The following is a 26,349-nucleotide window of genomic DNA, read 5'->3' on the forward strand; positions in this document are numbered from 1 at the left end:
GCTTGCCGAGAATGCCTCACTACGCAATTACCCACACGGATGCAGGCCAATGCATCCGCCAGGAGAGCCGTCGATGCATCCCTCATTTCCCGCCAACCGGCGCAACGCCAATGTCCTGGCGGTCGCCCAAGGCCTGTTCACCGCGTCCATCGCGGTCGACCTGACGCTGACCGGACTGACCGGCTACCAGCTGGCCCCCGACAAATCCCTGGCGACACTGCCGTTCGCCTTGATTACCGTGGCGGCGGCGGTGGTCACCTTGTTCGCGTCCCTGCTGATGCAGCGCGTGGGGCGGCGCTGGGGTTTTGTCATCGGTGCGCTGACTTGCGGCGTGGGCGGACTGGTGTCCGTCTGGGCGGTCGTCCATGAACACTTCTGGATGTTCTGCCTGGGCACCGCCGCCGTCGGCGTGTTCCAGGCTTTCGCCCAGTACTACCGCCTGGCAGCCGCCGACGCCGTGGAGGAAGCCCAGAAGGCGCGGGTAATCTCCGTCGTCATGACCGGCGGCGTGATCGCGGCCGTGCTGGGACCCGCGCTGGCCGCCTGGAGCCGTGACCTGATGTCCACGGTCTTCGCCGGCTCCTACCTGATGGTGGCCCTGCTCGGCTTCCTGTCGGCGCTGCTGCTTGCCATCGGCTACCGCGACATCGAACCGGTGGGTACCCTGGTCCGTGACGCCGACCTGCCGCAGCGCCCGGTCGGCACCGTCCTGCGCCAGCCGATATCGCTGGCCGCGCTGGCCAACAATGCCGTGGGCGGGGTCGTCATGATGTTCACCATGACCGCGGCACCGCTGGCAGCGGTCGCCGCCCACCATTCCATCGACGACGGCGCCAACATCATTCAGTGGCATCTGGTCGGCATGTATGCGCCCTCCTTCTTCGCCGGCCGCCTGATCAAGCGCTTCGGCATGCCGGCGGTGCTATTCGCCGGCATGGTGCTAAGCGCGCTGTGCGGCATCGTCGCCGTGGCGTCCACCTCGTTGGGGGCCTTCTACGTGGCCTTGCTATGCCTGGGCATAGGCTGGAATTTCATGTACGTCGGTGGCACCACCCTGCTCGCCTCTTCGCATCGGCCATCCGAACGCGCCCGCGTCCAGGGCACGGCGGAATTGATCCGCTACATCCTGACCGCCCTGGCGACGCTGGGCGCCGGCCCGATCCTTGAACGATTCGGCTGGACCAATCTGAACCTGGTCACTTTCCCCATGCTGGCCCTGGCCGCCGCCATGACGCTGTATTGGGTGCGGGCAGACAAGCGCGGCAAGGGCCTGCCTGCAAACGTGGTAAGTTCCTCGCAATGAAAGACACGCCGGCCCGATCTACGCCGGCTCGTGACACGCCCTCCAACATGCCTGCCGACGAAACGCCTTCCGACCGCGCGCCTTCCGACCGCGCGCCCTCCCTCCGGCCGCCCGCCCTCGCCGACCGCCTGGCCTTGCCTGGCGAGCCGCTGGAAAGCCTGGGCGCCAGCGATGCGTCCATCCTGGCGCTGCTGCGCGAGGGTAGCGCGGAGAACACGGTGGCGTCGTACCGGTCGGCCATCCAGTACTGGGCCGCCTGGCACCAACTGCGCCTGGCGCGGCCGTTGATGCTGCCCGTCGCCGTCGGCACCGTACTGCAATTCATCGCCGACCATGTCGAACACGTGGAAGGCCCGGCCCTGGTGCATGATCTGCCCGCCGAGATCGATGCCGCCCTGGTCGCGGCCAAGGTCAAGCGCCGCACCGGCCCGTTCAAGCTGGCTACGGTGCGGCATCGGCTGGCCGTGTTGTCCGAGGCGCATGAAACCCGCGCCCTGCCCAATCCTTGCCGCAGCCGCGCCGTGCAGACGGTGCTGGAACGCACGCGCATCGCCTACGCCAAGCGCGGCGTGCGCGCCGGCCGCAAGGACGCCCTGACCCGTGAGCCGCTGGAACAGCTGCTGGCCACCTGCGACGACTCCCTGGCCGGCCTGCGCGATCGCGCCCTGCTGCTGTTCGCCTGGGCCAGCGGCGGCCGCCGCCGTTCGGAAGTGGTGCGCGCCACGGTGGAAAACACGCGGCGCGTGGCGGAGGGATATCTGTACACCCTTACCCATTCCAAGACCAACCAGGAAGGCGCGGCACGCGCCGACAGCCATAAACCGGTGGTGGGCCGCGCCGCCGCGGCGCTGGACGCCTGGCTCAGCGCCGCCGCCATCACGAGCGGACCGCTGTTTCGCCGGGTCAGGCGCGGCGGCATCATCGGCGAGGGACTGAGCGCGGAGGCCGTGCGCAAGATCGTGCAGGCCCGCGCGGCCCAGGCCGGCCTGGAAGGCGACTATGCCGCCCACAGCCTGCGTTCCGGTTTCATCACCGAAGCGGGGCGCCAGGGCCTGCCCTTGGGCGAGACCATGGCCATGAGCAATCACGCCAGCGTGGCCAGCGTCATCGGCTACCACCGCGCCGGCGAAGCGCTGTCCTCGCGCGGTGGGCGTCTGCTGGACGACTAGCCCACGCGTACCGCGCGGCGCAGGCAACACCCTGCCTGGGTATTTTTGCCGGTGCGCCTGGCCAACGCAGCCCTCCCCCCTGGTCGCAGCGACATCAGGACGAGACGCCGTGCCCGCCACCGCCCGCGCTTTCCATTACCACCCGATCGCCCGGCTTGAGTATGCGCTGTTCCGTCGGATCGATCTCCTGGCCGTTGACCGTCAGGCGCCCACGCTGCCCCGCCTCGCCGCCATTCAAGCCGGGTGGCGGGAACTTCAGGCGGGTCATCAGGAAAGACGTGGCGACGCTGGAGGCCTCCGGCGTGATCTCGAACTCGAAGCTCAGCCCGTCGCCGCCGTGCTGTTGTCCGGCACCGCCGCTCCCACGCCGAATCTCCCGCTTATGCACGACGATAGGCGCCAGCGCCTCCATCATTTCCACCGGCGTGTTGCCCAGGTTGCCCGGAAAGGAAATCGCCGAGAAGCCCGCCCGCGCCGCCGTCGCCCCCTGCCCGCCATTGATGAAATTCACCACGTTGAAGGGCCGGCCCCGATACTGGCCGAACATGGTCACGGAGCAATTGGCCGAGCCCGAGGCCCACACGCGCTCCGGCAGTATCTTCGCCAGGGCCAGGAAGATGGCGGGCGATAACATATGCCCGATGGCGCCGCGCCCGCCCGATGCCGCCGGATAGGTCGGGTTCAGGATGGACCCCAGCGGCGCCTGCGTGGTGATGGGCAGGAAGCCGCCCTCGTTGTTCGGCACCTCCGGGCACAGCAATGCCTTGATCGGATAGGCCGAGTACGCGAACGCATAGATAGGCACCACATTCACCGCGCGCGGCTGCTGCGGGCTGGAGCCGGCGTAGTCGATGGCGATGCTGTCGCCGGCGATGGTCAGCTTGCAGCGGATGAGGATGGGTTCCTCGAAGCCGTCATGCAGTACTTCCGATTCGTACACCCCGTCGGGCAAGGCGGCGATGGCCGCGCGCATGGCCGTCTCCGAACGCTCGCGGATCGCCGCGCCCAGCGCTTCCAGATCGACTTTCTCCAGCAGGGGCAGCAGCCGTTCTTCCATCATGCGGCAACCGCTGACCTGGGCCCAGATATCGCCCATGCCCTGCTCGGGCACGCGGATGTTCTGGCGGATCATGTCCACCAGCGTCTCGTTGACCTTGCCTTGCTCGATCAACTTGAGCATGGGAATCTGCAGGCCTTCTTCATAGATATCGCGATTGGCATTGCTGCGCAGCCGTCCGCCGATATCCGGCAGATGCGATACCAGGGCGGCGAACGCCACCAGCCTGCCCCGAAAGAAGATCGGCATGACGGTGCTGACGTCGTGGATGTGGCCCGTGCCCATCCAGGGATCGTTGGTCACCAGCACGTCGCCAGGGCGCAACGTCTCGGCCGGATACTTTTTCAGGAAATGCTTGACCGTGGCCGGCAGGCTGCCGATGAAGGATGGGATGCTCATGGTCGATTGCGCCAGCGAACGGCCTTGCGCATCGGTCAGCACCACCGCGAAGTCGTTGGCATCGCGCACCAGCGTGGAAAAGCAGGTGCGCACGAAAGCGGTGGAGGCTTCATCGACGATGCTGATAAGCCGGCGCCAGAGTATTTCCAGCTCGATAGGGTCAAAACGGGACGCGACAGGGGCGCCGGATTCCGCAACGGTCTGCATTATTCGAACTCCTTGAGGGTCACGGAAACAGTCAGGTCGGCCAGGATGTCCACGTCGGCCGCGAACGGCACCACCAGCGTCGATTCACGTTCTTCGAGCACCAGCGGCCCTTGCAAATGTGTACCTGGCGGCAGCGCATAGCGTTCGTACACGTTGACGGCGGCGAAACCGCGCCGCAGCGGCAGATAGATTTCGCGCTGCACCGGCGCGACGTTGCCGCCTTCGCGCGCACCGCCCCAGGTGAAGCTGCGCGCATCGACGACGGAACGGCCGGTCAGGCGCCAGGTCAGGACCTGCGGCAAGGCACCGGGCACCAGGTGCCCATAGAGTTCGCGGTAGCGCTGCTCGAAGACCGCGCGCATGACATCGCTGCCCGCGTCCGGTCCGGCGCCCTCGAACACGCGCCAGTCGAGCGCCACCGGCACGTTATCGCCCTGGCCGTAATAACGCATCTCCGCGCCTATGGTCCACGACAATCCGGCCACTTCCGCGCCCGATGCGCTCAGTTCCGCCGCGGCATCCGCACGCAGCGCCGCCAGGCGGGTATTGACGTCGTCCCAATCGATCTCGCCCAGCAGCGCGGGCTGCGACCAGCTGCGATCGGCCCGCGCCGGTGCGGCCAGCATGCCCAGGCAGGATCCCGCCCCCGCCGCGATCGACGCCAGCAGGCGGGGAATGCGCAGCTTGCGCGCCACTTCGGCGGCATGCACGGGGCCGGCGCCACCGGTGGCCACGAAAGTGAAGTCGCGCGGGTCATGGCCTTTCTCCGCGATGTGGATGCGGGCAGCGCTGGCCATGTTCTCGTTGACCATGTCGTGGATGCCCCAGGCCACTTCCAGCGCCGCCATGCCCAGCTGGTCGGCCAGGCGCTGCATGCCTGCCAACGCAAGGTCCTTGCGCAGACGCATCTCGCCGCCGAGGAAGTTGTCGGGGTTCAGATAACCCAGCACCAAGTCCGCGTCGGTGACCGTCACCTCGGTGCCGCCATTGCCATAGCACGCGGGCCCGGGCACGGAGCCGGAAGATTCCGGTCCGATATTGAGCAGGCCCAGGCGATTGACGTGCGCGATGGAGCCGCCGCCTGCGCCGATCTCGATCAGGTCGATGCTGGGAATCAGGATGGGCAGACCGGACCCGCGCTTGAAGCGATGCACGCGCGCGCATTCGAAGCTGTAGGCGATCGGCGGCTCGCCTCCGGTGACGGCGCAGGCCTTGGCCGTGGTGCCACCCATGTCGAAGGCCAGCACCTGTTGCAGTCCTTGCGCGCGCGCCGTGTTCAAGGCCGACAACACGCCGGCGGCCGGCCCCGACTCCAGCAGGAAAATCGGTGTATGGGCAGCCGACTGGGCCGAGGTGAAGCCGCCGCTGGACACCATGATGCGCAAGGCGATGCCCGGATGCACGGCATCGATGCGCGCGCCCAGCTGCCGCAAGTAGTCCGCCACGATGGGCTTGACGTAGGCATTGGCGGCAACCGTGGACGTGCGTTCGAACTCCTTCAGTTCCCGCGCCATGTCGGACGACAGCGACACTTCGACATCGGGCAGTCCTTCCTGCAGGAAGGCTCCGATGGCGCGCTCGTGTTCGTCGTTGATGTAGGAATGCAGCAGCGACACCGCCACCGAGGGTACGTTTAGCGCGCGCACAGCCTGGGCGACACGGTCCAGTTCCTCGCGTGTCAACGGCGTCAACACCTGGCCTGCCGCGCCCAGGCGTTCGTCCACCTGTACGCGCTTGTCCACGGCGATGAGCGGCTCGGGCAAGGCCAGCTCCAGGTCGTACAGGTCGTAGCGCCATTCGCGGCCGATATCGAGCGCGTCGCGCATGCCCTGCGTGGTCACCAACGCGGTCTGCACGCCTTTGCGTTCGATGAGCGTGTTGGTGACCAGCGTGGTGCCGTGCACCACCTCTTCCAGCACATCACCCTTGACGGCAGCCTGTGACAACAGGCTCTCGATGACGGTGGACACCGCCACGCCCGGGTCATCAGGCGTGGTCAGGGTCTTGCCTACCCAGATGCGGCCATCGGCCTCGCGTATGGCCACGCCGTCGGTGAACGTGCCGCCGATATCGACGGCGACACGCAGCCCGGTTGCCGCCTTGCCGTCGGACTGCTTGGTAGAAGACTTCACGCTGCGCTCCCTCATGACTGAATGGAAAAAATGATAGGGGTCAGGATTTACACCTACAAATGAAAAATTCGGATTGATTCAACGATGCGGCCTATATATGCTGAAGACCATGTCCACGCTCATCACGCTGCGCCACCTGCGTAGCTTCGTCGCGGTCGCCGACACGGGATCCTTCACCCGCGCCGCCGAACGCCTGTTCCTGACGCAGTCCTCGCTCAGCTCCACCATTCACCAGCTGGAGGAAGACGTCGGGGTAAAGCTGTTCGAACGCACCACGCGCAGCGTCACGCTGACACCTGCCGCGCGCCATCTGCACCAGCAGGCCAAGACCTTGCTGCAGCAGTTCGACACCATGATCAGCGACCTGCGCGCGGTGGCCCTGCACCAGCACGGCCATCTGCGCATCGCCGCCGCGCCGTCCATCGTGGCGTGGCTGCTGATCCCTGCCCTGCCGCGCTTCCAGGCCGACTATCCCGGTGTCACCTTGTCCGTGCGCGAAGCCGGGTCCGCGGAAATCGAACGCCGTGTGCGCGACGGCGATGTAGACTTCGGCATCACCAGTCGTCTGTTGGACTATGACGATCTGGACTACGTACCGCTGCTGCGCGACCGCTACGGCATCGTCTGCAGCGAAGACCACCCACTGGCGACACCGGCCGCGGAAGTGCACTGGTCGCAGGTTTCCGCGCACCAGGACGACCTGGTCGGACTGGCCACCGACACCCAGGTCGGCATCGTGCACCGCCAGACCCTGCAGGACTTCAACCTGGCCGAGCCGCGCGAGGAAGTGTCCAGTTCGACGTCGCTCTATCCCATGCTGCAACTGGGCGGCCGGCTTTGCATCCTGCCGCGCCTGACGGCGATCACCCATCAGTTGGAGAAGCTGCCGTTTCGCACGCTGCGCGATCCCGAGCTGTATCGGGAACTGTTCCTGGTGTCGCGCAGCCTGCGGTCGCTGTCTTCAACCGCCCAGGCCCTGCAGCAAGCCCTGATCGATACCCTGGGCGAACGCGATCTTCCCGAAGGCATCGCGCTGTCGCCCGCCTAGGCACCGCTGCCCAGGGCACGAATGTCTTCCCGCCGCCGCAGCCACCACGCGTAATCCTGCGGCAGCAGCCCCAGGTAGTCCGGCACGCCCAGGGCCTGCGCGGCGCGCACCGGCCAGTTGGGGTCTGCCATCAACTCGCGCGCCAGGGCAATCAGGTCTGCCTGGCCCTGCCGCAGAATGCGTTCGGCATGCGCAGGCTCCGTGATCAGGCCGACCGCGCATGACGCGATGCCCGCTTCATTGCGCACGCGTTCCGCATAAGGCACCTGATAGCCCGGCACGCGCGGCACCACCGCCATGTTCAAGGGACCGTTGATGCCTCCCGACGAGCAGGTCACCAAGTCGATGCCGCGCTCGCGCAAGGCGCGCGACAAGACCACCGTATCGTCCATATCCCATGCACCGCCATCGCCATCCACCGCGGAAACACGGAAAAATACGGGCCTTTCCTTCGGCCACACCTGGCGTACCGCCTCGGAGATTTCCAGGGCCAGGCGCATGCGGCCGGCCAGGTCGCCGCCCCAGCCATCGGTGCGCAGATTGGCCAGCGGCGACAGGAATTGATGTATCAGATAGCCATGCGCGCCGTGCACCTCGCACACGTCGTAGCCCGCATCCACGCTGCGCTGTGCCGCCGTGCGCCAGGTCTGGACCATGGCGCGTATCTGGCTTTCATCCAGGGCTTGCGGCACCAGCGCACCGGGCTTGGCCGGCAGTTCGCTGGACGACACGCCCCGCCACGGCGGCATGCCCTGCTGCGCGTCTTCCTCCGTCAAGGGCCGGAAATTGGTCCAGGGCGGCCCGCAGGATGCCTTGCGGCCGGCATGCCCAAGCTGGATGCCGGCGGCCGCACCCGCCGCATGGATGAAGTCATTCACACGCCGGGCGGCAGTGACGTGGCGATGGTCGTACATGCCCGCGCAGCCATAGGTCTTGCGGCCACGCTCCTCGACGGCGGTTTCCTCGCAGAACACCAGCGCGGCGCCGCCCATGGCAAACTTGCCCAGGTGCACCAGATGCCAGTCCGTCGCGGCGCCGTCCTGCGACACGTACTGGCACATCGGCGACACCACGACGCGATTGCGCAGCGTCAGGCCACGGAGGGTGTACGGCTGGAACAGTCGAGGCAAGGGAGACGCGGCGGTGTCGGGTACGGCAGCCATGGCAATGTTTGCTTCCAGGAAATGAAATGTGCGGTCCTGCAGGGGCCCATGCGCAGCGCAGCCCGGGCGCTGCGCGCTGTATTACGGCAGCGTGATGTGCCGTTGCTCGATCAAGGTGCCCCACTTGCGGCTTTCCTCGGCGGCGTACGCGACGTAGGCCTGCGGCGGGCCGGCGGTCAACTCATAGCCCTGCGCGGCCAGCTGCCTGGCCAGCTTGGGATCCGCCAGGCTCTGATTGAGCGCGGTATTCAGTTTCTGCACGACGGCATCCGGCGTGCTCGCCGGCACGAACAGCCCGAAGGTGGTGAGCGACTCGAAACCCGGCACGCCCGATTCGGCCAGCGTGGGCACGTCCGGCAGCAAGGGCGCGCGATTGGCGCCGCTGGTCCCCAGCGCGCGCAGCTTGCCGGCATGGATCAAAGGCTCGGCCACGCTGATGTCGACGAAACCCACTTCGGTCTGTCCGCCCAGCAGCGCCTGCACGGCCGGCGCACCGCCCCGGTAGGGAACGTGCATCATGTTGATGCCGGTGGTGGACATCAAGAGTTCGGTGGCCAGATGGCTGGACCCGCCCACGCCGGACGACGCATAGTTGATCACGCCGGGCTTGGCCTTGGCCGCTTTGACCAGATCCGCCACTGTCTTGTACGGCGCGCCCGGCTGCACGCACAGCACCTGCTGGTTCGCCCCTATCATGCCGATGGGGCGGAAGTCCTTCTTCAGGTCGTACGGCAGGTCATGGTAGAAATGCGGCGCGATGGCGAAGGTGCTGTTGGTGCCCAGCAGCAAGGTGTAGCCATCGCCCGGAGCACGCGCCACCTGGGCGTAGCCTATGGTACCCGTGGCGCCCGGCTTGTTTTCCACCACGATGGCCCCGTCCAGGCGCTTGCCCATGCCCTCCGCCAGCAGACGGCCCAACATGTCGGTGGATCCGCCCACCGACCAGGGGACGATCATGCGTATCGGGCGCGCGGGATAGTCCTCGGCGCGGGCCTGGTCGGCGCCGGCCAGGCCGACCAGACAGACTGCGGCGGCAAGCAGCGCGCTTGCGGTTCGGCGTAGCGTACGCATTGGATGAAGCCCCTTGTTTCTGGTTTGGGACCGCCGGCGGCGCGCGCCGGGGTGTTCCTTGCCTCAACTATCGCCGCGGGGCGAAAGGCCGCACAAATGAAAAAATCCAATGCTTTTATCGATCCGCCTGAACAATCCCGCGATGCACCGTCCCTTATGGCGATGCACCATGAAATGCGCCGCCTTGGCGCGCGGCGGCACAGCGGCGGGGCACGGCGCGGGGTAGCGCCGCCGCGGCAACGGCAGGCTGGGGCCCGCTCCGGGGTGACGAAGGATGGCGCCTCTAACCCGCCGCCAGGAAGCGGTTCAGCACATTGCGCGTGATGCCCTGGGTGTAGGCGCAATTGCGGGTCAGGCCCATGATCCATTCGCAGCTGCCCGCGGTGAACACTTCGCCCTTGCCGCGGGTGAACGACACGATGACGCCGCAACCGTATTTGTAGCGCTCGATCGCTTCCGGACTGTCGTCGCCGCACAGGGCCATGGTACGGCGCGCCGCGCCGTCGGCCTTGATGTAATAGCGGAAGCCCTCGCCATCGTGCATTTCCTCGTCGTGCACGGCCGGCGACAGCGCCAGGATCTCCGTGCCTTGCGGCACGCCGTCCTCGTAGGTCGGGTAAGGCAGGCCATGGCGGAAGGTGTATTCCACCCCGTCCACCTCATAGGCGAAGATGCCCGCTTCCGCTCCGAGCACGTCGCCGTAATGCATGTCCAGGCCGGCGAAGGCCCAATGGCGCGGGCGATACACCGTGAAGCCCTTGCTGGCGCGCGGCGCGAAACCGCCCCAGGACGAATAGGTGCCGCGCCAGCCATTGACACCGAAAGTCGTGGCGCCCGGCCAGTTCACGGACTGCTGCTCCCAGGCGCCCGTCAGGTAGGTGTTGTCCGGCCCGCCCGCCACCGGATCCTCTGTGTCGGCGCGCGCCTTGTAGCAGACCTGGCGCCCGCCCTCGTCTTCCAGGCGGATCTGCCACATGAAGTTACCCGCGAAGCGCGCCACCCGGCCGCCTCCGTCCACGTGGCGATCGATGGCTTCGCGCATCTGGCGCGTCCAGTACTCGTCATGGCCGGCGATCACCACGGTGCCGTAGGCGTCGAGCAACTCGGGGCGGTAATGCAGGTCGGTCTGCGTAATCAGATCGAAAGCATAGCCCTCGCGCTCGGCCCAGATGGCGAAATGGCGCTCGAACTGGGCCCAGCCGGACGACGCGTAATACTGGGCGTAGCCATTGGTGTAAGCCCATTCCTTGGTGGGATAACGGGGCGCGTCGCCGGCCGCGCGCGGTACCTCGTCGCACAGGCGTGGCGCGCCTGGCGGCAGCCACACCAGTCCACGGGTCCAGGGCCGTAGCGTGCTCAGCACGGGCGAGAACTGCTTGCCGTTCGGCCCATCGATGCCGTCGTAGGAATTGGCGCCGCCCCAGTCGTTATAGGCCGTCCAGGTCGAGGTGGACAGCAGGAACAGGAAGCGCCCTTTCTGCCGGGGCTGGGCCGCGGCGGGACGCACGACGAAGAAATGGTGCTGCAGGAAGCGCGATCCATCGGCCCGCGCGCACCAGGCGGCCACCCGATAGAAACCGCTGGCCGCATCCCCCGGCACCGTCCAGCGATGCACTTCGGGCCAGCCACAGCCGTTGCGATACGCCTGCGGCGGCATGGGCGCGAACTCACCCGCCAGCTCGTCGCGCGCATGCACGCAGTCCGGTGTCACGCCGTCGCGCCAGATCTCCAGGCTGAAGCGGGGCGCCGTGCTCGATCCGTGGAAGACCACCGTATCGCCCGGCGCGTACGACATCGCGTCCGTATAGACATACACCTCGGGCAAGGCGGGATCCTCGCGCGGCGCCTCGTACCAGTGCGACACATGCCATCCCTGGTCCGGATGCATGACACTGGTGGGACGAGGACGCTGGTTGAAGGCACCGAACTCCGGACGGGCGCGAGACATGACTCGGATTCCTTACAGTGAGGAGGATCCCGGCACGGCCGGGGTGATGGTTTCATGGAAATGGCAGGCAACCTGCCACCCCGCTTCGACTTCGCGCAGGCGCGGCTTTTCCACGCGGCAACGTTCGGCGGCATGCGGACAGCGTGGGGCCAGGCTGCAACCCGCGGGCTTGTTCAGCACGCTCAGCAATTCGCCCTTGATGGGCGGCTGGCGCGGCCGGCCCACCTCGGGCCTGGGCACGGCCTGCAGCAGGGCCTGGGTGTACGGGTGGCGGGGCCGGGCGTAAAGCGCGCGCTTCTCGCCTATCTCCACCACCTCGCCGGCGTACAGCACGGCCACCCGCTGCGAGATGGCCCGCACCAGCGCCAGATCGTGGGCGATGAACAGGTAGCTGAGGCCCAGCTTGTCCTGCAGATCCATCAGCAGGTTGACGATCTGCGCCTGCATGGACACATCCAGCGACGCCACCGCCTCGTCGCACACGACGAAGTCAGGATTCAGCGCCAGCGCGCGGGCGATGACGATACGCTGGCGCTGCCCCCCTGAGAACTCGTGCGGGAAACGGCTGGCGAAGGACGGCGGCAAACCCACCATGTCGAACAGTTCGGCGATGCGTTCCGCCCGGGCCTTGCTATCCAGCTTGCCGGCGATGTCGATCGGTTCGGCCACGGCATCGCCTACCCGCATGCGGGGGTTCAGCGATGAGTATGGATCCTGGAAGACGAATTGCAGGCGGTGCCGTACCGCCTTCAGATTGCCGGGGCCTGCCTTGCCCGCGATGGAATTGCCGAACAGGCGGATGTCGCCCGCCGACGGCGGCAGCAGGCCTATCATCATGCGGCCTATGGTCGACTTGCCGGAGCCGGATTCGCCCACCAGGCCCAGCGTCTCGCCCAGGCCGATGTCGAAACTGACGTTATCGACGGCGCGCAGCACGGCGTGGCCGGCGCTGCGTCCGAGCTTGAAATCGCGCGTCAGGCCGTCGACCTGGACAATGGGTGCGTGAACCGCCGGTGCTTGAACCGCCGGTGCTTGAACCGCGGTGGCTTGAACCGCGGTGGCTTGAACGACGTGGGCTTGAACTGCGGGGGCTTGAACTTCCGGTGCCTGGCTCATGCGGTGGCCTCCTGCGCGTCCGCCTGCAGCATGGCGCGCCGTGGTGGACAGCGCAGCAGCCGGCGGTCTGGCGTACCCGCCGGATCCACCGTGCGTCCAGCGCCATCCAGGCTTTCCAGCGGCACCGGCGCCGTCCGACAGGCCGGCTCGGCCAGGCCGCAGCGGGGGCTGAACCGGCAGCCCTGCGGCCAGTTGCCCGCCGCGGGGATATTGCCCGGGATGGCAGGCAGGCGCCGCGCCTCATGATCCAGCTTGGGAATCGCGCGCATCAGGCCTTCGGTATAGGGATGCAGTGGACGGCTGAAGATGTCGGCCGCGGCCGCCTCCTCCACCACGTGCCCCGCATACATCACCACGACGCGCTGCACGAACTCGGCGACCAGCCCCAGATCGTGCGAGATCAGGATCACGGACATGCCGATCTCCGCCTGCAGTTCGCGCAACAACTGCATGATCTGCGCCTGGATGGTGACATCCAGTGCGGTGGTGGGCTCATCGGCAATCAGCAGGCGCGGCCGGCAGGCGATGGCCATGGCGATCATCACGCGCTGGCGCATGCCGCCCGACAGGCGATGCGGGTATTCATCGACGCGCCGCGCCGCGTCCGGGATACGCACCATGTCCAGCAGTTCCACCGCGCGCCGGCGCGCCGCCGTCCGGTCCATGCCCTGGTGGATGCGCAGCGTCTCGCCGATCTGGTCGGCGATGGTCAGCACCGGATTCAGCGACGTCATGGGGTCCTGGAAGATCATGGCGATTTCCGCTCCCCGCACCTGGCGCAATTCCCGATTGGACAGCGTCAGCAGGTCGCGGCCGGCATAGCGGATATGCGAGTCGGGCATGCGCGACATGCGCCGATGATGCAGGCGCAGGATGGACAGCGCACATACACTCTTGCCGCTGCCCGATTCACCGACGATGCCCAGCGACGCATTCTCCCCCACGGCAAAACTGACGTCGCTGACCGCGCGCGTCCAGCCGCCGTCCCCGCGAAAATCCACGTTCAGGTTCTCGACTTCCAGCAGCGCCATCAGTTGCCCTCCACTTTCAGGCGCGGGTCCAGGACATCGCGCAGCCCGTCGCCCAGCAGATTGATGGCCAGCGCCGACAGGCTGATGGCCAGCCCGGGAAACAGCATGATCCACCACGACTCCACGGCGTAGTCGCGCCCTTCCGCGATGATGTTGCCCCAGCTGGGCGTGGGCGGCGGTGGCCCGATGCCCAGGTAGCTGAGCGTCGCTTCGGCCAGGATGGCATACGCGAACACGAAGGTCAGCGACACCAGCAAGGGCGCGAGCGTGTTGGGCAGGATGTGCCGCGTAAGGATGCGCCAGGCCCCGGCGCCGCTGATGCGCGCGGCGTCGACATAGTCAAGCCGCCGGATCACCAGCACCGACGCGCGCACGATACGGGCGGTGCGCGGCACGTACGCACAGGACAGGGCGATGATGACGCTATGCACCTGCGGCCCCAGCACGGCATTGATGCCGATGGCCAGCAGGATGGCGGGAAAGGCCAGCAGCGCATCCATGAAACGCATCAGGATGGAATCCAGCCGGGAGAAATAGCCCGCCATCATGCCCACCACCGCGCCGCCGATGGCCGACAGGATGGCCACGCTGAAGCCTATCCACAGCGACAGCCGCGCGCCATACAGCACCCGGGTGTAGACGTCGCGGCCGTATTGGTCGGCCCCGAAGGGCAATTCAGCCGACGGCGCATGGAAGCGATTGACGATCTGCATGGACAGCGGATCGCCCGAGCTGATGAAGGGTGCCAACAGCGCGGCGGCGACGATCAGCAGCAGCACCACGGCACCGATGCGGAAGGAGCGATGCCGCCACAGGCGCTTGAGCACGCGGGTACGCGGTTGCGCGGGCGTGAGTTCAAGCTGGCCATGGGTTTGGCTCTGTGCCAGGGCCTGGGCCAGGTCGTGCTCCTGGGTCTGGCTGCGTTTCGCCTTGTCGATGACGGCATCAGTCATAGCGCACCCGCGGATCCAGATAGGTGTAGAGCACATCGATCAGCACATTGATCAACACGAAGGCGAAGCCCAGCAGCAGCATGGTGCCCTGCACCGTGGGGTAATCGCGCGACATGATGGCCTGCACCAGCAGGCGCCCCACGCCCGGCAAAGCGAACACCTGCTCCACCACGACCGATCCGCCGATCAGCAAGCTGAGGATGTAGCCCCCCACCGTCACCACCGACACCAGCGTATTGCGGAAGGCATGCTTGCCCACCGTGGCGAACTCCGACACCCCCTTGGCGCGCGCGGTCCGGACGAAATCCTGGTCGAGGATTTCCAACATTTCGGAACGCGTCATGCGCGCCAGGAAACCGATCTGGAACAAGGCCAGCACAATAGCCGGCTGTACCAGCGCGGCGAACCATTCACCGAAGCCCCCTTCGGCGATCGGCACATAACCGGCCGTCGGCAGCCAACCCAGATTGACGCTGAAAAGAATCACCGAGATGGTGCCCACCCAGAAACTGGGCACCGAGACTCCCAGCAGCGCGAAGCCCATGACGGCGGAATCCAGCCAGGAATTGCGCCAGTACGCGGCCACCATGCCCAGGCCCACGCCCACCGGCACCGTGATGATGAAGGCCACCAGCGCCAGCGAAAGCGTCACCGGCAGACGCTCGGTCACCGCCTGCAGCACCGGCTGGTTCAACACCAGCGAATCACCGAAGTTGCCATGCGCCAGGTGCGTGAGCCATAGCCACAGCTGCTCCGGCAGCGGCCGGTCCAGCCCCAGGCCGTGGCGGATCGCGGCCACGGCATCCGGCCCGGCCTGGTCGCCGGCGATGATGACGGCCGGGTCGCCGGGCAGCATATGCATCAGGAAGAAGGTCAGGATCGCCACGATCAACATTACAGGCACTGCCTGGGCAATCCGCGCGGACACGTTGCGGTACATGGCCGTTGGTCCTTACTTGAGCCAGACGTTCCAGAAGTGATTCAAGTAATACGGCTCGAAGCCGCCCGCCTTGCGCGTGTTGATGACCTGGACGTTGCCGCGGTCGGCCACCTTGATCATGTAAGCCTGGTCCAGCACGCGCTGCTCGATGGTCAGCCAGGCTGCCTTGCGGCCGGCCAGGTCAGACGTCTTGTAGAACGTGTCGTAGGCGTCGTCCAGCACCTTGTCGTTCTTGACGTGCGGGAAGTTGTAGATCATTGCTTGCCACTGCTGCGGCCCCAGCAAGGGGTTGGCGCAGAAGGTGGTGGTCGACAGGTTCCAGTTGCCCTTGCCCGACTGCATATTGGACGCATTGGTGGTCCAGTCGGTGATGTCCATCTTGGCGTTCATGCCGGCCTTCTTCAACTGCTCCGACAGCACCAGCAAGGCATCGCGCATGTAGTCGTAGTTGTTATTGGTCTGCAGCACGATGGCTTCGTTCTGATAGCCGGCCTGCTTGAGCAGCTCGCCGGCTTTCTTCGGATCATTCTGGTTGTAGCGCCCGTCGGTGACCTCGCCCCCGTAATAGGGCCCGTCCGGATAGACCATCGAATGATTCTTGCGCGACGCGCCTATCACTTTCATGATGTCGTCGACATGCACCGCCGTGCGTATCGCCTGGCGTACCTCCACCTTGTCGGTGGGCGGCTGCTGCGTATTGACGATGAAATACTGCTGGCAGGCCGGATACGTCGTGAACGACTCCAGGTATTTCATCGGCTTCAGGCGCGCCAGCAATTCCGGCGCGATGGCGGCGGTGAACACGGCCTCGCCCGTCTGCATGGCCGCGACGCGGGCATTGGCTTCAGGCACGAAGTTGAAACGCACCGTGTCCACGTAAGCCGTGCGCTTGCCGGCCAGACCATCGGGCCCGCTGGCGCTGTCGTCGGCGCTGTACTTGTCGAAGCGCTGCAGCGTCAGGTAGCTGTCCTTGACCCACTGCCCCAGCTTGAACGGCCCGGTGCCGATGACATCCACGCCGCGCGCCGGCTTGTCTTTTTCTTCGGCCGGCAGGATCACGAAGGGATAGACGGGCGTCTTCAGCACATCCAGGAAGACGGCATTGGGATGCTTGAGATGAATGATGAAGGTATCGGCGTCCGGCGTCTCGTAGTCCGCCACATCGTCGAGCACGGACTTGTTGGGGCTGACGCGGGCATAACGTTCGAAGGTGGCCTTGACGTCGGCCGACGTCATGACCTTGCCGTTATGGAAGTTGACGCCCTTGCGCAGGATGAAGGTGTAGGTCTTGTTGTCGTCGCTGGCCTTGGCCTCGCGCGCCAGCATGGGCTTGGCGTTGTACTTGCCGTCCATGGCCACCAGCCCTTCGTACAGATGGTGGACCACTTCCAGGTCGACCATGCTGGCCGCCACCTGGGGGTCCAGCGTGTTGGGACCGGACAGGTCGGCGTAGACCAGCGTGCCGCCCTTCTTCGGCACGTCGTCCGCCGCCTGGGCCACTTTGGCCGTCGGTACCGCCGCGACCAGGGATAGCGCGCCGGAGAGCGCCGCGATAGTCAGTGTGCGTTGCAGAACCATGCTTGAACCCCTTGCGGTTTAGAACGACCTAGCGAACACGATATATAATATATGGTGTTTTTACAACCTGGGTCGATATCAGTAGTTCTACTAGGTCTGGTGCTTCGCCAACAGCAGAATCGGGGGTGTGTCCGGGGCTGCGCTCGGACACACTTCCTTGAGGCGATGGAGCCGGCGGCAAGCTTGCGGGCGCCCGGCGTGACCGGTCTGTCTTACTGCAAGCTGTCGCAGTCTGCCCACCTCCCTACAATAGCGCTACGTTTCACAAGCACACACCATGGCAATCGAGCAAACGTCCGTCACCCGTACCAGCCTTACCGGCCAGGTGTACCGCACCCTGCGCGACCGCCTGATGTCCGGCCGTTTCCAGCCTGGCGAGCGCCTGAAGATCAAGGAAATCGCCGCCGACCTGGAAGTCAGCGAAACGCCCGTGCGCGAAGCCATCCTGCTGCTGGCCAACGACGGCGCCATCGAGATGAAGGCGGGCTACTATTTCCTGACCCGGCGCCTGTCGCTGGCCGAGTACATGGAGATCCGCCGCCTGCGCCTGCTGCTCGAACCCATGGCCGCGGTCGAAGCCCTGCCCCACGTCGACGCCGCCTTCCTCGCCGACCTCGAACGCACGCACGCCACGCTGGTCCAGGCCGAACTGGACAAGGACTATCCGCAGGCGGTGCAGTCGAATTTCGATTTTCACTTCCTGCTCTATCGCCGCTCCGGCATGGGGCAATTGACGGACATCCTCGAACGCCTGTGGGTGCAGGCCGGGCCGCTGCTGAATTACCTGTATCCGCATGGCCACCCCACCTACCACGGCGACCACCAGCACCAGCAGATCATCGCGGCCATCAGGGCTCGCAATCCGCAGGCGCTCAAGACAGCGGTCGAACAGGACCTGATCGAGGGCGGCGAGCAGTTCATCAACTACCTTGCCAGCATCGACGGCAAGGACATCGAACCGGTCAAGAAATCCTCCACCAAATCGGTGCGGCGCGCGCCACGCAAGGTCGCCCCGTCAGCCAGGGACTGACGCGCCAGCAAATAATCCCAGACCGGCGGCGGCGCGACGGTTTTCGCGCCTTCCGGACTGACGTTTCCAAGGCAGTGCAGACGCGGATCATCCTGTGCTTTACCGTTTACGAACACATCATATATCATGTATCGTGTTCGCACCCAGCAGCTGAAACGCTCAGACAGGAAACGAGATGACCGCCCTTACACAGGAAGTGGATCCTGGAAGTAGCCGTGTGGTTGATGAAGCCGATCGGGATCTGCGCCAGCGCGCGGCACGCGTGATTCCCGGCGGGATGTACGGCCACCTGAATGCCAAAATCCTGCCGCCCGGCTATCCGCAGTTCTATGCGCGCGCCGACGGCTGCCGATTGTGGGACGTCGATGGCCGTGAATACCTGGACTTCATGTGCAGTTGGGGCCCCATCATCGTCGGGCACCAGCATCCGGCCGTCGAAGAAGCCGCCAGGCGCCAGGGCGCCCTGGGCGATTGCATGAACGGGCCCTCGGCCCGCCTGGTCGAACTGTCCGAGCGCCTGGTCGGCCTGCTGCCCCACGCGGACTGGGCCGTCTTCCAGAAAAACGGCACCGATGCCACTACCACCGCCGTGACGGTAGCGCGTGCCGGTACACGCAAGCGCAAGATCGTGCTGGCCAAGGGCGCCTATCACGGCGCGGTACCCTGGTGTTCGCCGTCGCTGGCCGGCGTCACCGCCGAAGACCGCGCCCACCTGATCTACTTCCGCTACAACGACGTGGAGAGCCTGGAAGCGGCCGTGCGTGAAGCGGGCGACGACCTGGCCGCCATCCTGGTGTCCGCCTTCCGCCACGACATGGGACAGCCGCAGGAGTTGCCCACCGTCGCCTTCGCGCGGGCCGCCCGCAACTTATGCGACCGTAAGGGCGCCGCCCTGATCGTCGACGAAGTGCGCGCCGGCTTGCGCCTGTCCATGCAAGGCAGCTGGGAAGCGCTGGGCGTGCGTCCCGATTTGTCGGCCTGGAGCAAGGCCATCGCCAACGGCTACGCCCTGGCGGCGGTGACCGGCAGCGATGCCTGGCGCCCGGCCGCGCAGGAGATCTACGTCACGGGCTCGTTCTGGATGGGCGGCGTGGCCATGGCCGCTGCATTGGCCACGCTGGACGTACTGCAAAGCAGCGATGCCGTCCGCCATTTCGAGGAAGTGGGACAGCGCCTGCGCGATGGGCTGGCGCGGCAGGCGGCCCGCCACGGCCTGGCCATCAGACAGACCGGCCCCGTGCAACTGCCCTCGGTCTTGTTCGAGGACGACACCGACTACGCCAAAAGCAGTTTTTTCTGCGCCGAGGCGATCAAGCAAGGCGTCTACCTGCACCCCCGCCATAATATGTTCCTGAGCCTGGCGCACAGCACCCAGGACATCGATCTGGCCTTGCAAGTCACCGACCACGCCTGCGCCCGCCTTGCGGCGCACCTGTGAGGAAGCCTTCCCATGGATACGCCTTTCCATTTTGAACCGACCCAGTCCGCCGCCGAACTGCGCAGGATCGCGTTGGCCTTGCGCAAACAAGTGGTGCGCATGGTCGCGCGTACCGGCCAGGGCTATGTGCAGCAGGGCCTGGGCGCGGCGGACCTGTTCACCGCCCTCTACTTCGGTGAAATGCGCCAGCGGCCCCAGACACCCGACTGGCCGGATCGCGACCGCTTCATCCTGTCCACCGCGCACAACACCGCCATCTTCTATGCCACGCTGGCGGCGCGCGGTTATTTCGAGCCGGCCTTGCTCGATAGCTATTGCGACGACGGCTCGCCGCTGGAGATCAATGCCTCTGAACGCCTTGGCACCATGATCGAGGCCACTTGCGGCTCGCTGGGCCAGGGCTTGTCGGTGGGCACCGGCATGGCCGCCGTGCTCAAGCGGGAAAGCAGTGCCAGCCGCGTGTTCGTCATGCTGGGCGATGGCGAGTTGCAGGAAGGCCAGGTGTGGGAAGCGGCCATGGCCGCGGGCAATTGGCGGCTGGACAACCTGTGCCTGATCATCGATGCCAACGACATGCAGGTCGAAGGCCATATCGATCAGGTGCAGCCGCATGAGCCGCTGGCCGACAAGTGGCGCGCCTTCGGCTGGCGCGTGGAAACGATAGACGGCAACGACATGGACGCCATCCTGGCGATGCTGGGACGCCTGCGCACAGAGCGGGGCCAACCGCATTGCATCATCGCCCGTACCCTGGTCGGCAAGGGAGCGGCCTCGTTGGAAGGAATACTCGGCCACAACCTGCGCCTGCCGCCCGACGCGGCGCAGCGGGCCTTGCAAGAACTGGACGCCCAGGAGGTCCGCGCATGAACCCAGCCACGCTGACCGTCAATGATTTCACCGACCGTTCCGGCCTTGAAGGCAAAGGCGGCCCGAGCGCCGCGCCCGCCAAGCCCTATGGCTCCGCCCTGCTGGCCGCGGCGCGGCGCGATCCGCGTATCGTCGCCCTGACGGCCGACCTCAGCGGCCCGACGGAAACCGATCTGCTGCGCGATGCGCTGCCGGAGCAGTTCTTCCAGGTGGGCATCGCCGAAGCCAATATGATGGGCATGGCCGGCGGCATGGCCCGCTGCGGCCGCATTCCCTTCGTGCATACCTTCAGCGTGTTCGCCACGCGGCGAGCCTATGACCAGCTGGCGATGCAGATTGCCTATCCCCGCCTGAACGCCAAGGTGGTGGGCTTCATCCCGGGGCTGGACACCTTGCTGGGCGTCAGCCATCAGGCCATCGACGATATCGCGATGATGCGGGCCTTGCCCAATATGCACATACTGGAGCCGGCGCCGGGACAGATCGCGGCCGCCGTCGACGAGGCCCTGGCGCACGATGGGCCGGTCTACCTGCGGCTGGCACGAGCCAGGGAGAATGCGGCGGCCACGCCGGTCGCGCCCGCCGCGGGCCAGGGTTATGCGCGGCTGCGTGACGGTGGCGATGGCTTGATATTGGCCTGCGGCCTGAGCGTGCCCGAGGCGCAAGGCGCGGCCGAGTTGCTGGCCGCGCGTGGCATCGACGTCGGCGTGGTGGCCGTGACGACGCTCAAGCCGCTGAGCCCGGACCTGCTGGCCCTGGCGCGCGACGCCGGTACCGTGCTGACCGTGGAGAATCATTCCATCATCGGCGGGCTGGGTTCGGCGTTGGCCGAACAGATCGCCGAGAACGGCTGCGCGCTGCGCTTCGCGCGCGTGGGGGTGCCGGATGTTTTCGCGTATGGCGCCACGACGCCCTATCTGATGCGTGAGTTCGGCATGGATGAGCAAGGCATCGCGCGGCGCTTCGAAGCAGTGCGGGGATGACCCGTGCTGCCTCGAATAGCGGCGGGCCCGGGCTGCGCGGCCGAAGCCGCAACGCCCAGTCGCGCGGCCTTATGAGCCGCTGCCCGGCAGCACGCTGCCTAGTACCTGCCGCGCAGTGTCGATCACTACATTGCCCTGCTCCGGGTCGCCTTGCAGCAGCGCCTTGCCGAAGGCGCGCGCCTGCGTCATGGTGATGTGCGGCGGCAGCGGCGGCACGCTGGGATCGGCCTTGACCTCGATGACCACGGGACGGTCCGCGTGCAAGGCCTCGTCCCATGCGGCGCCCAGCATATCGTCCTGGTCGACGTAGATGCCCTTCAGGCCGATCATCTCGGCGAAGGCGTGATAGGCAATCGACGGAATGTCCTGCGAGGCCGCGAATTTCGGATCACCGTTGATCACCCGCTGTTCCCACGTGACCTGGTTGAGGTCGCCATTGTTCAGCACCATGCAGATCCAGCGCGGATCGGCCCATTGCTCCCAATATTTGGCCACCGTGATCAGTTCGGCCATATTGCTCATCTGCATGGCGCCATCACCCACCAACGCGATGACCGGCCTGTCCTGATACGCAAACTTGGCGGCGATGGCATAGGGAACCGCCGCGCCCATCGATGCCAGGCCGCCGGACAGCGAGCACATCATCCCGCGCTGCACCTTCAGGTCGCGGGCATACCAGTTCGCCACCGACCCTGAATCGCTGGTGACGATGGCGTTGGCTGGTGTGCGGGGCGACAGTTCCCAGACCGAACGTTGCGGGTTGACGCCGGCACGGCCGGGTTCCAGCGCGCGCCTCTCCAGGGTCTTCCACCAGCGGCCGGTCCAATGGGCGATGTCATCGCGCCAACGGGTCTCCGTCTTCTGCTCCAGCAGCGGCAGCAGTTCGCGCAGCGTTTCGGCGCTGTCGCCCACCAGGCTGACCTCCATCGGATAGCGCAGGCTCAGCATGTCGGCCTTGATGTCGATCTGCACCCCGCGCGCGGCGCCTTCCTTGGGCAGGAATTCCGCATAGGGAAAACCGGACCCTATCATCAGCAGCGTGTCGCAGTTCTCCATCATTTCGTAGCTGGGCTTGGTGCCCAGCAGGCCGATGGAGCCCGTGACCCAGGGCTGGTCGTCCGGCAACACCGCCTTGCCCAGCAAGGCCTTGGCGACACCGGCGCCCAGCCGGTCGGCCACCGCGATCACTTCGTCGGTGGCGCCCAAGGCGCCGGCACCGACCAGGATGGCCACCTTCTTACCGGCGTTCAGTACCTCCGCCGCCCGTTCCAGGTCTTCCTTGTAGGGCACCAGGCGTGGTGCCTTGTAGCCCACGCCCGAGTGCACGGTGCCGTGCTTGCGGCCGGGCGGCTCGTATTCCAGTTCCTGCAGATCGTTGGGCAGGATCAGGGCCGTGACCTTGCGTTCCGCCAGCGCCGTGCGGACCGCGCGATCCACCAGGTGGCGCACCTGTCCCGGGACCACCGCCTGCTGGACGAAGGCACCGGCGACGTCCTTGAACATCGAGACCAGATCCAGTTCCTGCTGGTAGTGGCCCCCCAGCGCGGCGCGGGCCTGCTGGCCGGCAATGGCCAGGACCGGCACATGGTCCATGCGAGCGTCATACAGGCCGGTCAGCAGATGGGACGCGCCGGGGCCCGACGTGGCGATACACACGCCCAGCTCACCCGTAAATTTTGCATGGGCGCTGGCCATGAACGCCGCCATTTCCTCATGGCGCGCCTGCACGAATTCGATCTTTCCCTGTGCCCGCCGCAGCGCCCCGAACACCCCGTTGATCCCATCGCCCGGATAGCCAAAGATGCGGCGCACGCCCCAGGCGTGCAAGCGTTCAACCAGAAAATCGCCGACAGTGGTAGCCATATGGAACTCCCGATGGATAAGGTGGATGGCATGGGCTGGCGCCCGCCGGAAAGCAGCCCGTCCGCAATTCACGTTCCCCTTGTGTTCCGCCCCCCCTGGGACTCGCAAGAACCAAGGTACGGCGGCGCGCAGGAACCGCGGCCTCCCGTGCTACCATCCGCTTCAAATTCCAAGGCGATCTTTCCTGTTGTCCTCGATCGCCCCAGACCAAGGTCCAGATACCCGCCAACGCTGAAAAAAAGCCATGCGCTCCGGCTCACGCAACAGACCCGCTTCCTGGTTCGCGCTCGTCGCGGCCTTTCTGTTGGCGTTCTATTCCGTCATGTCCGCGTCCGCCTTGGCCGGCACCACCGTTGCCTCGGCCGACGGCAGCATCAGCACCATTATCTGCACGGCCAGCGGCCCCCGCGTCATCACCTTGTCCACGGGTGACGGTACACAGGCTGCCAAATCGACTGCGCAGGCGACCGCGCAGGCCGGCAACGCCGTCGCGCAACACGGCAGCACGCTGCCGCACTGCTGCAGCGGTGGCTGCGCCATGGCAGGTGCCGCCATCCTTCCCACGCTGTACCTGCTGGCGTGGTCCCTACCCTCCCGTCCGGCAACCCTGCCGGACTACACGCCGACTACGCCACCTTCGGCGTCGGGGCTGCTGGCCAGCTCGCCCAGCCGCCCCCGCGGGCCGCCTGCCGCCTGAACATCCCGCCCCTTGATGGCTCGATGCCGTCGACCGGATAGCGCTCCGACGCCATGCGTCCTTGCGCCCTTGCGTCCATCCGCCCGTCGACCGCATCCAGCCGCGGCCGCTCGCCCTGCGCGCGCGGCCTCCCCTCGGCACGTTCAATCGGCTCTCTCACTCATGAACCGTCTATTCACGCGTCCGGCGCCTTCGCTGCTGGCGTTATCGATCCTGTCCGCCCTCGGCGTCCCCACCCAAAACGCAATGGCAACGGAAACGGCAGCCGCCGCCGGAGTTGCCGCCAATGCCACGGCCAACGGCGCGCCACCTGCGCAGGCCACGGCCACCCTGGCCCCCATCACGGTCAACGCCCAGTCCAGCTCACCACTGAACACCCCCACGGCGACAGGTTCCAACCTCGGCCTGACGCCGCGCCAAACGCCCGCCAGCGTGGACACCATAGACCGCGCCCAGCTGGAGGAACGCGGAGACACCAGCGTGACCAATGCCATCGCCCGCGCACCCGGCTTCAGCAGCATCGCCCACCCCGGCAACGGCGGCTCCGCGTTATCCGTGCGCGGTTTTACGGACTCCACATCTGTGATGCGCCTGTACGACGGCTTGCGCCAATATGGCGGCATCGGCGTCACCTTCCCCTTCGATACCTGGTCGATAGACCGCATCGAGGTGCTGCGCGGCCCTGCATCCGTCATCTACGGCGAGGGCGCCATCGGCGGCGTGGTCAACGTCATTCCAAAGAAACCCACCGATGGCCCCATCGAAAACGAGATCCAGGCCACCGTGGGCACGGAAGACACCCAGCGCCTCGGTTTCGGCAGCGGCGGCGCCATCAACGACAAGCTTTCCTACCGCTTCGACATCAGCGGCGACCACTCGGGCAACTGGATCGACATGGGCGATTCGAAAAACATGAGTGTCTCCGGCGCGCTGCAGTTGACCGTATCGCCCGAGTTCAGCATGAAGCTGAGCTACGCCCAGGGCTGGCAACAACCCATGCGCTACTTCGGTACGCCCCTGATCGACGGCAAGCTCGACGATTCGATACGCAAGAAGAACTACAACGTCGGCGACGCCATGATCAAGTACGACGACCGCTGGACCGAGTTATCGGCGCAGTGGACTCCCAACGCTGACACCACGCTGCGGACCCGGCTTTACCAGGTGGACAGCCACCGCCATTGGCGCGACGCGGAGTACTACACGTGGCAGCCGTCCAGTGGCCAGATCCAGCGTTCTTCCTATACCGAGATCCTGCACGACCAGGCAGAGCTGGGCGCCACGTCCGACGCCACGTTCAAAGGCCATGTGCTGGGCCTGGCCAACCAGGTATCGCTGGGTTTCGACGTCAGCCACAGCAGCTTCAAGCACACCAACAACTCGCCCTATTCCGGCACGTCCGCCGTCGACCCCTACGACTTCAGCCATGGGGATTTCATCAACGTTGCCGGCACCGCGCCGAAGTACCGCAACAAGGCGTCGCAATACGCTTTCTACGGAGAGGACCGCCTGGCCCTGACCGATAAATGGTCGGTGGTGGGCGGCCTGCGCTACGACCATGCGGACATCTCACGGCGCAATCTGGTGCTGGATCAGCGGGCCTTCGACCGGGATTACGCGCATACAAGCTGGCGCCTGGGCACGGTATATGACCTGACGCCAGACCTTTCGGTCTACGGCCAGTACGCCGAAGCAGCGGATCCCGTCAGCGGCCTGCTGATGCTGTCGCCCGCCAACAGCGATTTCAGCATGTCGACCGGCCGCCAAGTGGAAATCGGCCTGAAGCAGTCCTTCCTCGACGGCAACGGCGACTTCACCCTTGCGGGCTATCGCATCGTGAAGAAGAACCTGGTCACCGCCGACGTGCTGGACCCATCCACCAGCGTCCAGGTGGGCAAGCAGTCCTCGCGCGGCATCGAAGCCACGCTGGGACTGACCCTGGCCGAGGACTGGCGCCTGGATGCGAATGCGACCGTCCTGCGCGCGCGCTACGACGATTTCACCGAATCCGTGGGCGGCGCGGCCGTGTCGCGGGCGGGCAATGTCCCGGTCAACGTGCCCGAGCGGCTGGGCAATGTTTGGCTGAGCTGGCGCTTCCTGCCGCAATGGACGGCCAGCGCCGGCCTGCGCTATGTCGGCCGGCGCTATGCCGACCGCGCCAACACGCTGGAGATGGCGGCCTACACCACCACGGACCTGGCGCTGAAGTGGCAGCCGCGGCGCGACCTGGCGTTTACGCTGCGCGGCTTCAATGTGTTCGACCGCCACTACACCACCACGGCGTACTACAACGCCACGCAGTGGCTGTACGACGACGGCCGGCGCGTGGAGCTGACCATGAACTACAAGTTCTAGG

General features: G+C 66.2%; 20 protein-coding genes. 9 read left to right on the top strand and 11 right to left on the bottom strand.

Annotated elements, in window-relative coordinates:
* Positions 1-73 precede the first annotated feature (73 nt).
* Positions 74-1,303, top strand: a complete 1,230-nt coding sequence (locus tag CEY05_RS03145; RefSeq protein WP_198952657.1) for an MFS transporter — start codon at positions 74-76, stop codon at positions 1,301-1,303.
* Between the two features lie 188 nt (positions 1,304-1,491).
* Positions 1,492-2,472, top strand: a complete 981-nt coding sequence (locus tag CEY05_RS03150) for a site-specific integrase (protein WP_088596209.1) — start codon at positions 1,492-1,494, stop codon at positions 2,470-2,472.
* Positions 2,473-2,566: 94 nt separating this feature from the next.
* Here the strand turns inward: CEY05_RS03150 and CEY05_RS03155 are convergent, their stop codons facing one another.
* Both CEY05_RS03155 and CEY05_RS03160 read right to left on the bottom strand, forming a co-directional pair.
* Positions 2,567-4,135, bottom strand: coding sequence for a hydantoinase B/oxoprolinase family protein (locus tag CEY05_RS03155; protein ID WP_088595922.1), 1,569 nt, complete (start codon positions 4,133-4,135; stop codon positions 2,567-2,569).
* Positions 4,135-6,267 (bottom strand): hydantoinase/oxoprolinase family protein, encoded by a 2,133-nt coding sequence (locus CEY05_RS03160; RefSeq protein ID WP_233161327.1) that lies wholly within the window; start codon positions 6,265-6,267, stop codon positions 4,135-4,137. Before CEY05_RS03160 ends, CEY05_RS03155 begins: the two co-directional genes overlap by 1 nt.
* A gap of 109 nt (positions 6,268-6,376) precedes the next feature.
* On the opposite strand from CEY05_RS03160, the gene CEY05_RS03165 reads away from it, so the two are divergent.
* Positions 6,377-7,315 carry a LysR family transcriptional regulator gene (locus CEY05_RS03165; protein WP_158219244.1) on the top strand — a complete coding sequence of 313 codons (939 nt, stop codon included), beginning with the start codon at positions 6,377-6,379 and terminating at the stop codon, positions 7,313-7,315.
* Here CEY05_RS03165 and CEY05_RS03170 read toward each other — a convergent pair.
* From CEY05_RS03170 to CEY05_RS03205, 8 genes are all read right to left on the bottom strand, one after another.
* On the bottom strand, positions 7,312-8,478 hold the full coding sequence (locus tag CEY05_RS03170) for an NADH:flavin oxidoreductase/NADH oxidase (RefSeq protein WP_088595925.1): 1,167 nt from the start codon (positions 8,476-8,478) through the stop codon (positions 7,312-7,314). The two genes, CEY05_RS03165 and CEY05_RS03170, sit on opposite strands and share 4 nt — an antisense overlap.
* 81 nt (positions 8,479-8,559) lie before the next feature.
* Positions 8,560-9,549, bottom strand: a complete 990-nt coding sequence (locus tag CEY05_RS03175; protein ID WP_088595926.1) for a tripartite tricarboxylate transporter substrate binding protein — start codon at positions 9,547-9,549, stop codon at positions 8,560-8,562.
* 283 nt (positions 9,550-9,832) lie between these two features.
* The gene (locus CEY05_RS03180; protein ID WP_088595927.1) at positions 9,833-11,497 is read right to left on the bottom strand and encodes a N,N-dimethylformamidase beta subunit family domain-containing protein; all 1,665 of its coding nucleotides are present in this window, start codon (positions 11,495-11,497) and stop codon (positions 9,833-9,835) included.
* Positions 11,498-11,509: 12 nt separating this feature from the next.
* Positions 11,510-12,613 carry an ABC transporter ATP-binding protein gene (locus CEY05_RS03185; RefSeq protein WP_088595928.1) on the bottom strand — a complete coding sequence of 368 codons (1,104 nt, stop codon included), beginning with the start codon at positions 12,611-12,613 and terminating at the stop codon, positions 11,510-11,512.
* A complete protein-coding gene (locus tag CEY05_RS03190; protein WP_088595929.1) occupies positions 12,610-13,644 on the bottom strand; it encodes an ABC transporter ATP-binding protein in 1,035 nt (344 codons plus the stop codon). The genes CEY05_RS03185 and CEY05_RS03190 overlap by 4 nt, the downstream gene beginning before the upstream one ends.
* Positions 13,644-14,597: an ABC transporter permease gene (locus CEY05_RS03195; RefSeq protein WP_088595930.1), complete on the bottom strand. Its 954-nt coding sequence runs from the start codon at positions 14,595-14,597 to the stop codon at positions 13,644-13,646. Before CEY05_RS03195 ends, CEY05_RS03190 begins: the two co-directional genes overlap by 1 nt.
* Positions 14,590-15,537 (bottom strand): ABC transporter permease, encoded by a 948-nt coding sequence (locus CEY05_RS03200; RefSeq protein ID WP_198952659.1) that lies wholly within the window; start codon positions 15,535-15,537, stop codon positions 14,590-14,592. The genes CEY05_RS03195 and CEY05_RS03200 overlap by 8 nt, the downstream gene beginning before the upstream one ends.
* Before the next feature lie 12 nt (positions 15,538-15,549).
* Positions 15,550-17,115, bottom strand: a complete 1,566-nt coding sequence (locus CEY05_RS03205) for an ABC transporter substrate-binding protein (protein ID WP_088595931.1) — start codon at positions 17,113-17,115, stop codon at positions 15,550-15,552.
* Positions 17,116-17,392: 277 nt separating this feature from the next.
* Here CEY05_RS03205 and CEY05_RS03210 point away from each other — a divergent pair, with 277 nt between their 5' ends.
* The 4 genes from CEY05_RS03210 to CEY05_RS03225 all read left to right on the top strand — a co-directional run bounded on the left by CEY05_RS03210 (position 17,393) and on the right by CEY05_RS03225 (position 21,433).
* Positions 17,393-18,145, top strand: a complete 753-nt coding sequence (locus CEY05_RS03210; protein WP_088595932.1) for a GntR family transcriptional regulator — start codon at positions 17,393-17,395, stop codon at positions 18,143-18,145.
* A 175-nt stretch (positions 18,146-18,320) separates the two neighbouring features.
* Positions 18,321-19,583, top strand: a complete 1,263-nt coding sequence (locus tag CEY05_RS03215; RefSeq protein WP_088595933.1) for an aminotransferase class III-fold pyridoxal phosphate-dependent enzyme — start codon at positions 18,321-18,323, stop codon at positions 19,581-19,583.
* Between the two features lie 12 nt (positions 19,584-19,595).
* Positions 19,596-20,450, top strand: a complete 855-nt coding sequence (locus CEY05_RS03220; protein ID WP_088595934.1) for a transketolase — start codon at positions 19,596-19,598, stop codon at positions 20,448-20,450.
* Entirely contained in the window at positions 20,447-21,433 is a 987-nt protein-coding gene (locus CEY05_RS03225) for a transketolase family protein (protein ID WP_088595935.1), read from the top strand. The genes CEY05_RS03220 and CEY05_RS03225 overlap by 4 nt, the downstream gene beginning before the upstream one ends.
* A gap of 69 nt (positions 21,434-21,502) precedes the next feature.
* Here CEY05_RS03225 and CEY05_RS03230 read toward each other — a convergent pair whose 3' ends face one another.
* A complete protein-coding gene (locus tag CEY05_RS03230) occupies positions 21,503-23,296 on the bottom strand; it encodes a thiamine pyrophosphate-requiring protein (RefSeq protein ID WP_088595936.1) in 1,794 nt (597 codons plus the stop codon).
* A gap of 244 nt (positions 23,297-23,540) precedes the next feature.
* On the opposite strand from CEY05_RS03230, the gene CEY05_RS03235 reads away from it, so the two are divergent.
* Both CEY05_RS03235 and CEY05_RS03240 read left to right on the top strand, forming a co-directional pair.
* Positions 23,541-23,993 (top strand): DUF2946 family protein, encoded by a 453-nt coding sequence (locus CEY05_RS03235; protein ID WP_088595937.1) that lies wholly within the window; start codon positions 23,541-23,543, stop codon positions 23,991-23,993.
* Positions 23,994-24,239: 246 nt separating this feature from the next.
* A complete protein-coding gene (locus CEY05_RS03240) occupies positions 24,240-26,348 on the top strand; it encodes a TonB-dependent receptor (protein ID WP_198952697.1) in 2,109 nt (702 codons plus the stop codon).
* The last annotated feature ends 1 nt before the right edge of the window (position 26,349 follow it).

Origin of the sequence: Achromobacter sp. HZ34, from assembly GCF_002209485.1 — a bacterium.
GTDB lineage: Bacteria > Pseudomonadota > Gammaproteobacteria > Burkholderiales > Burkholderiaceae_B > Bordetella_C.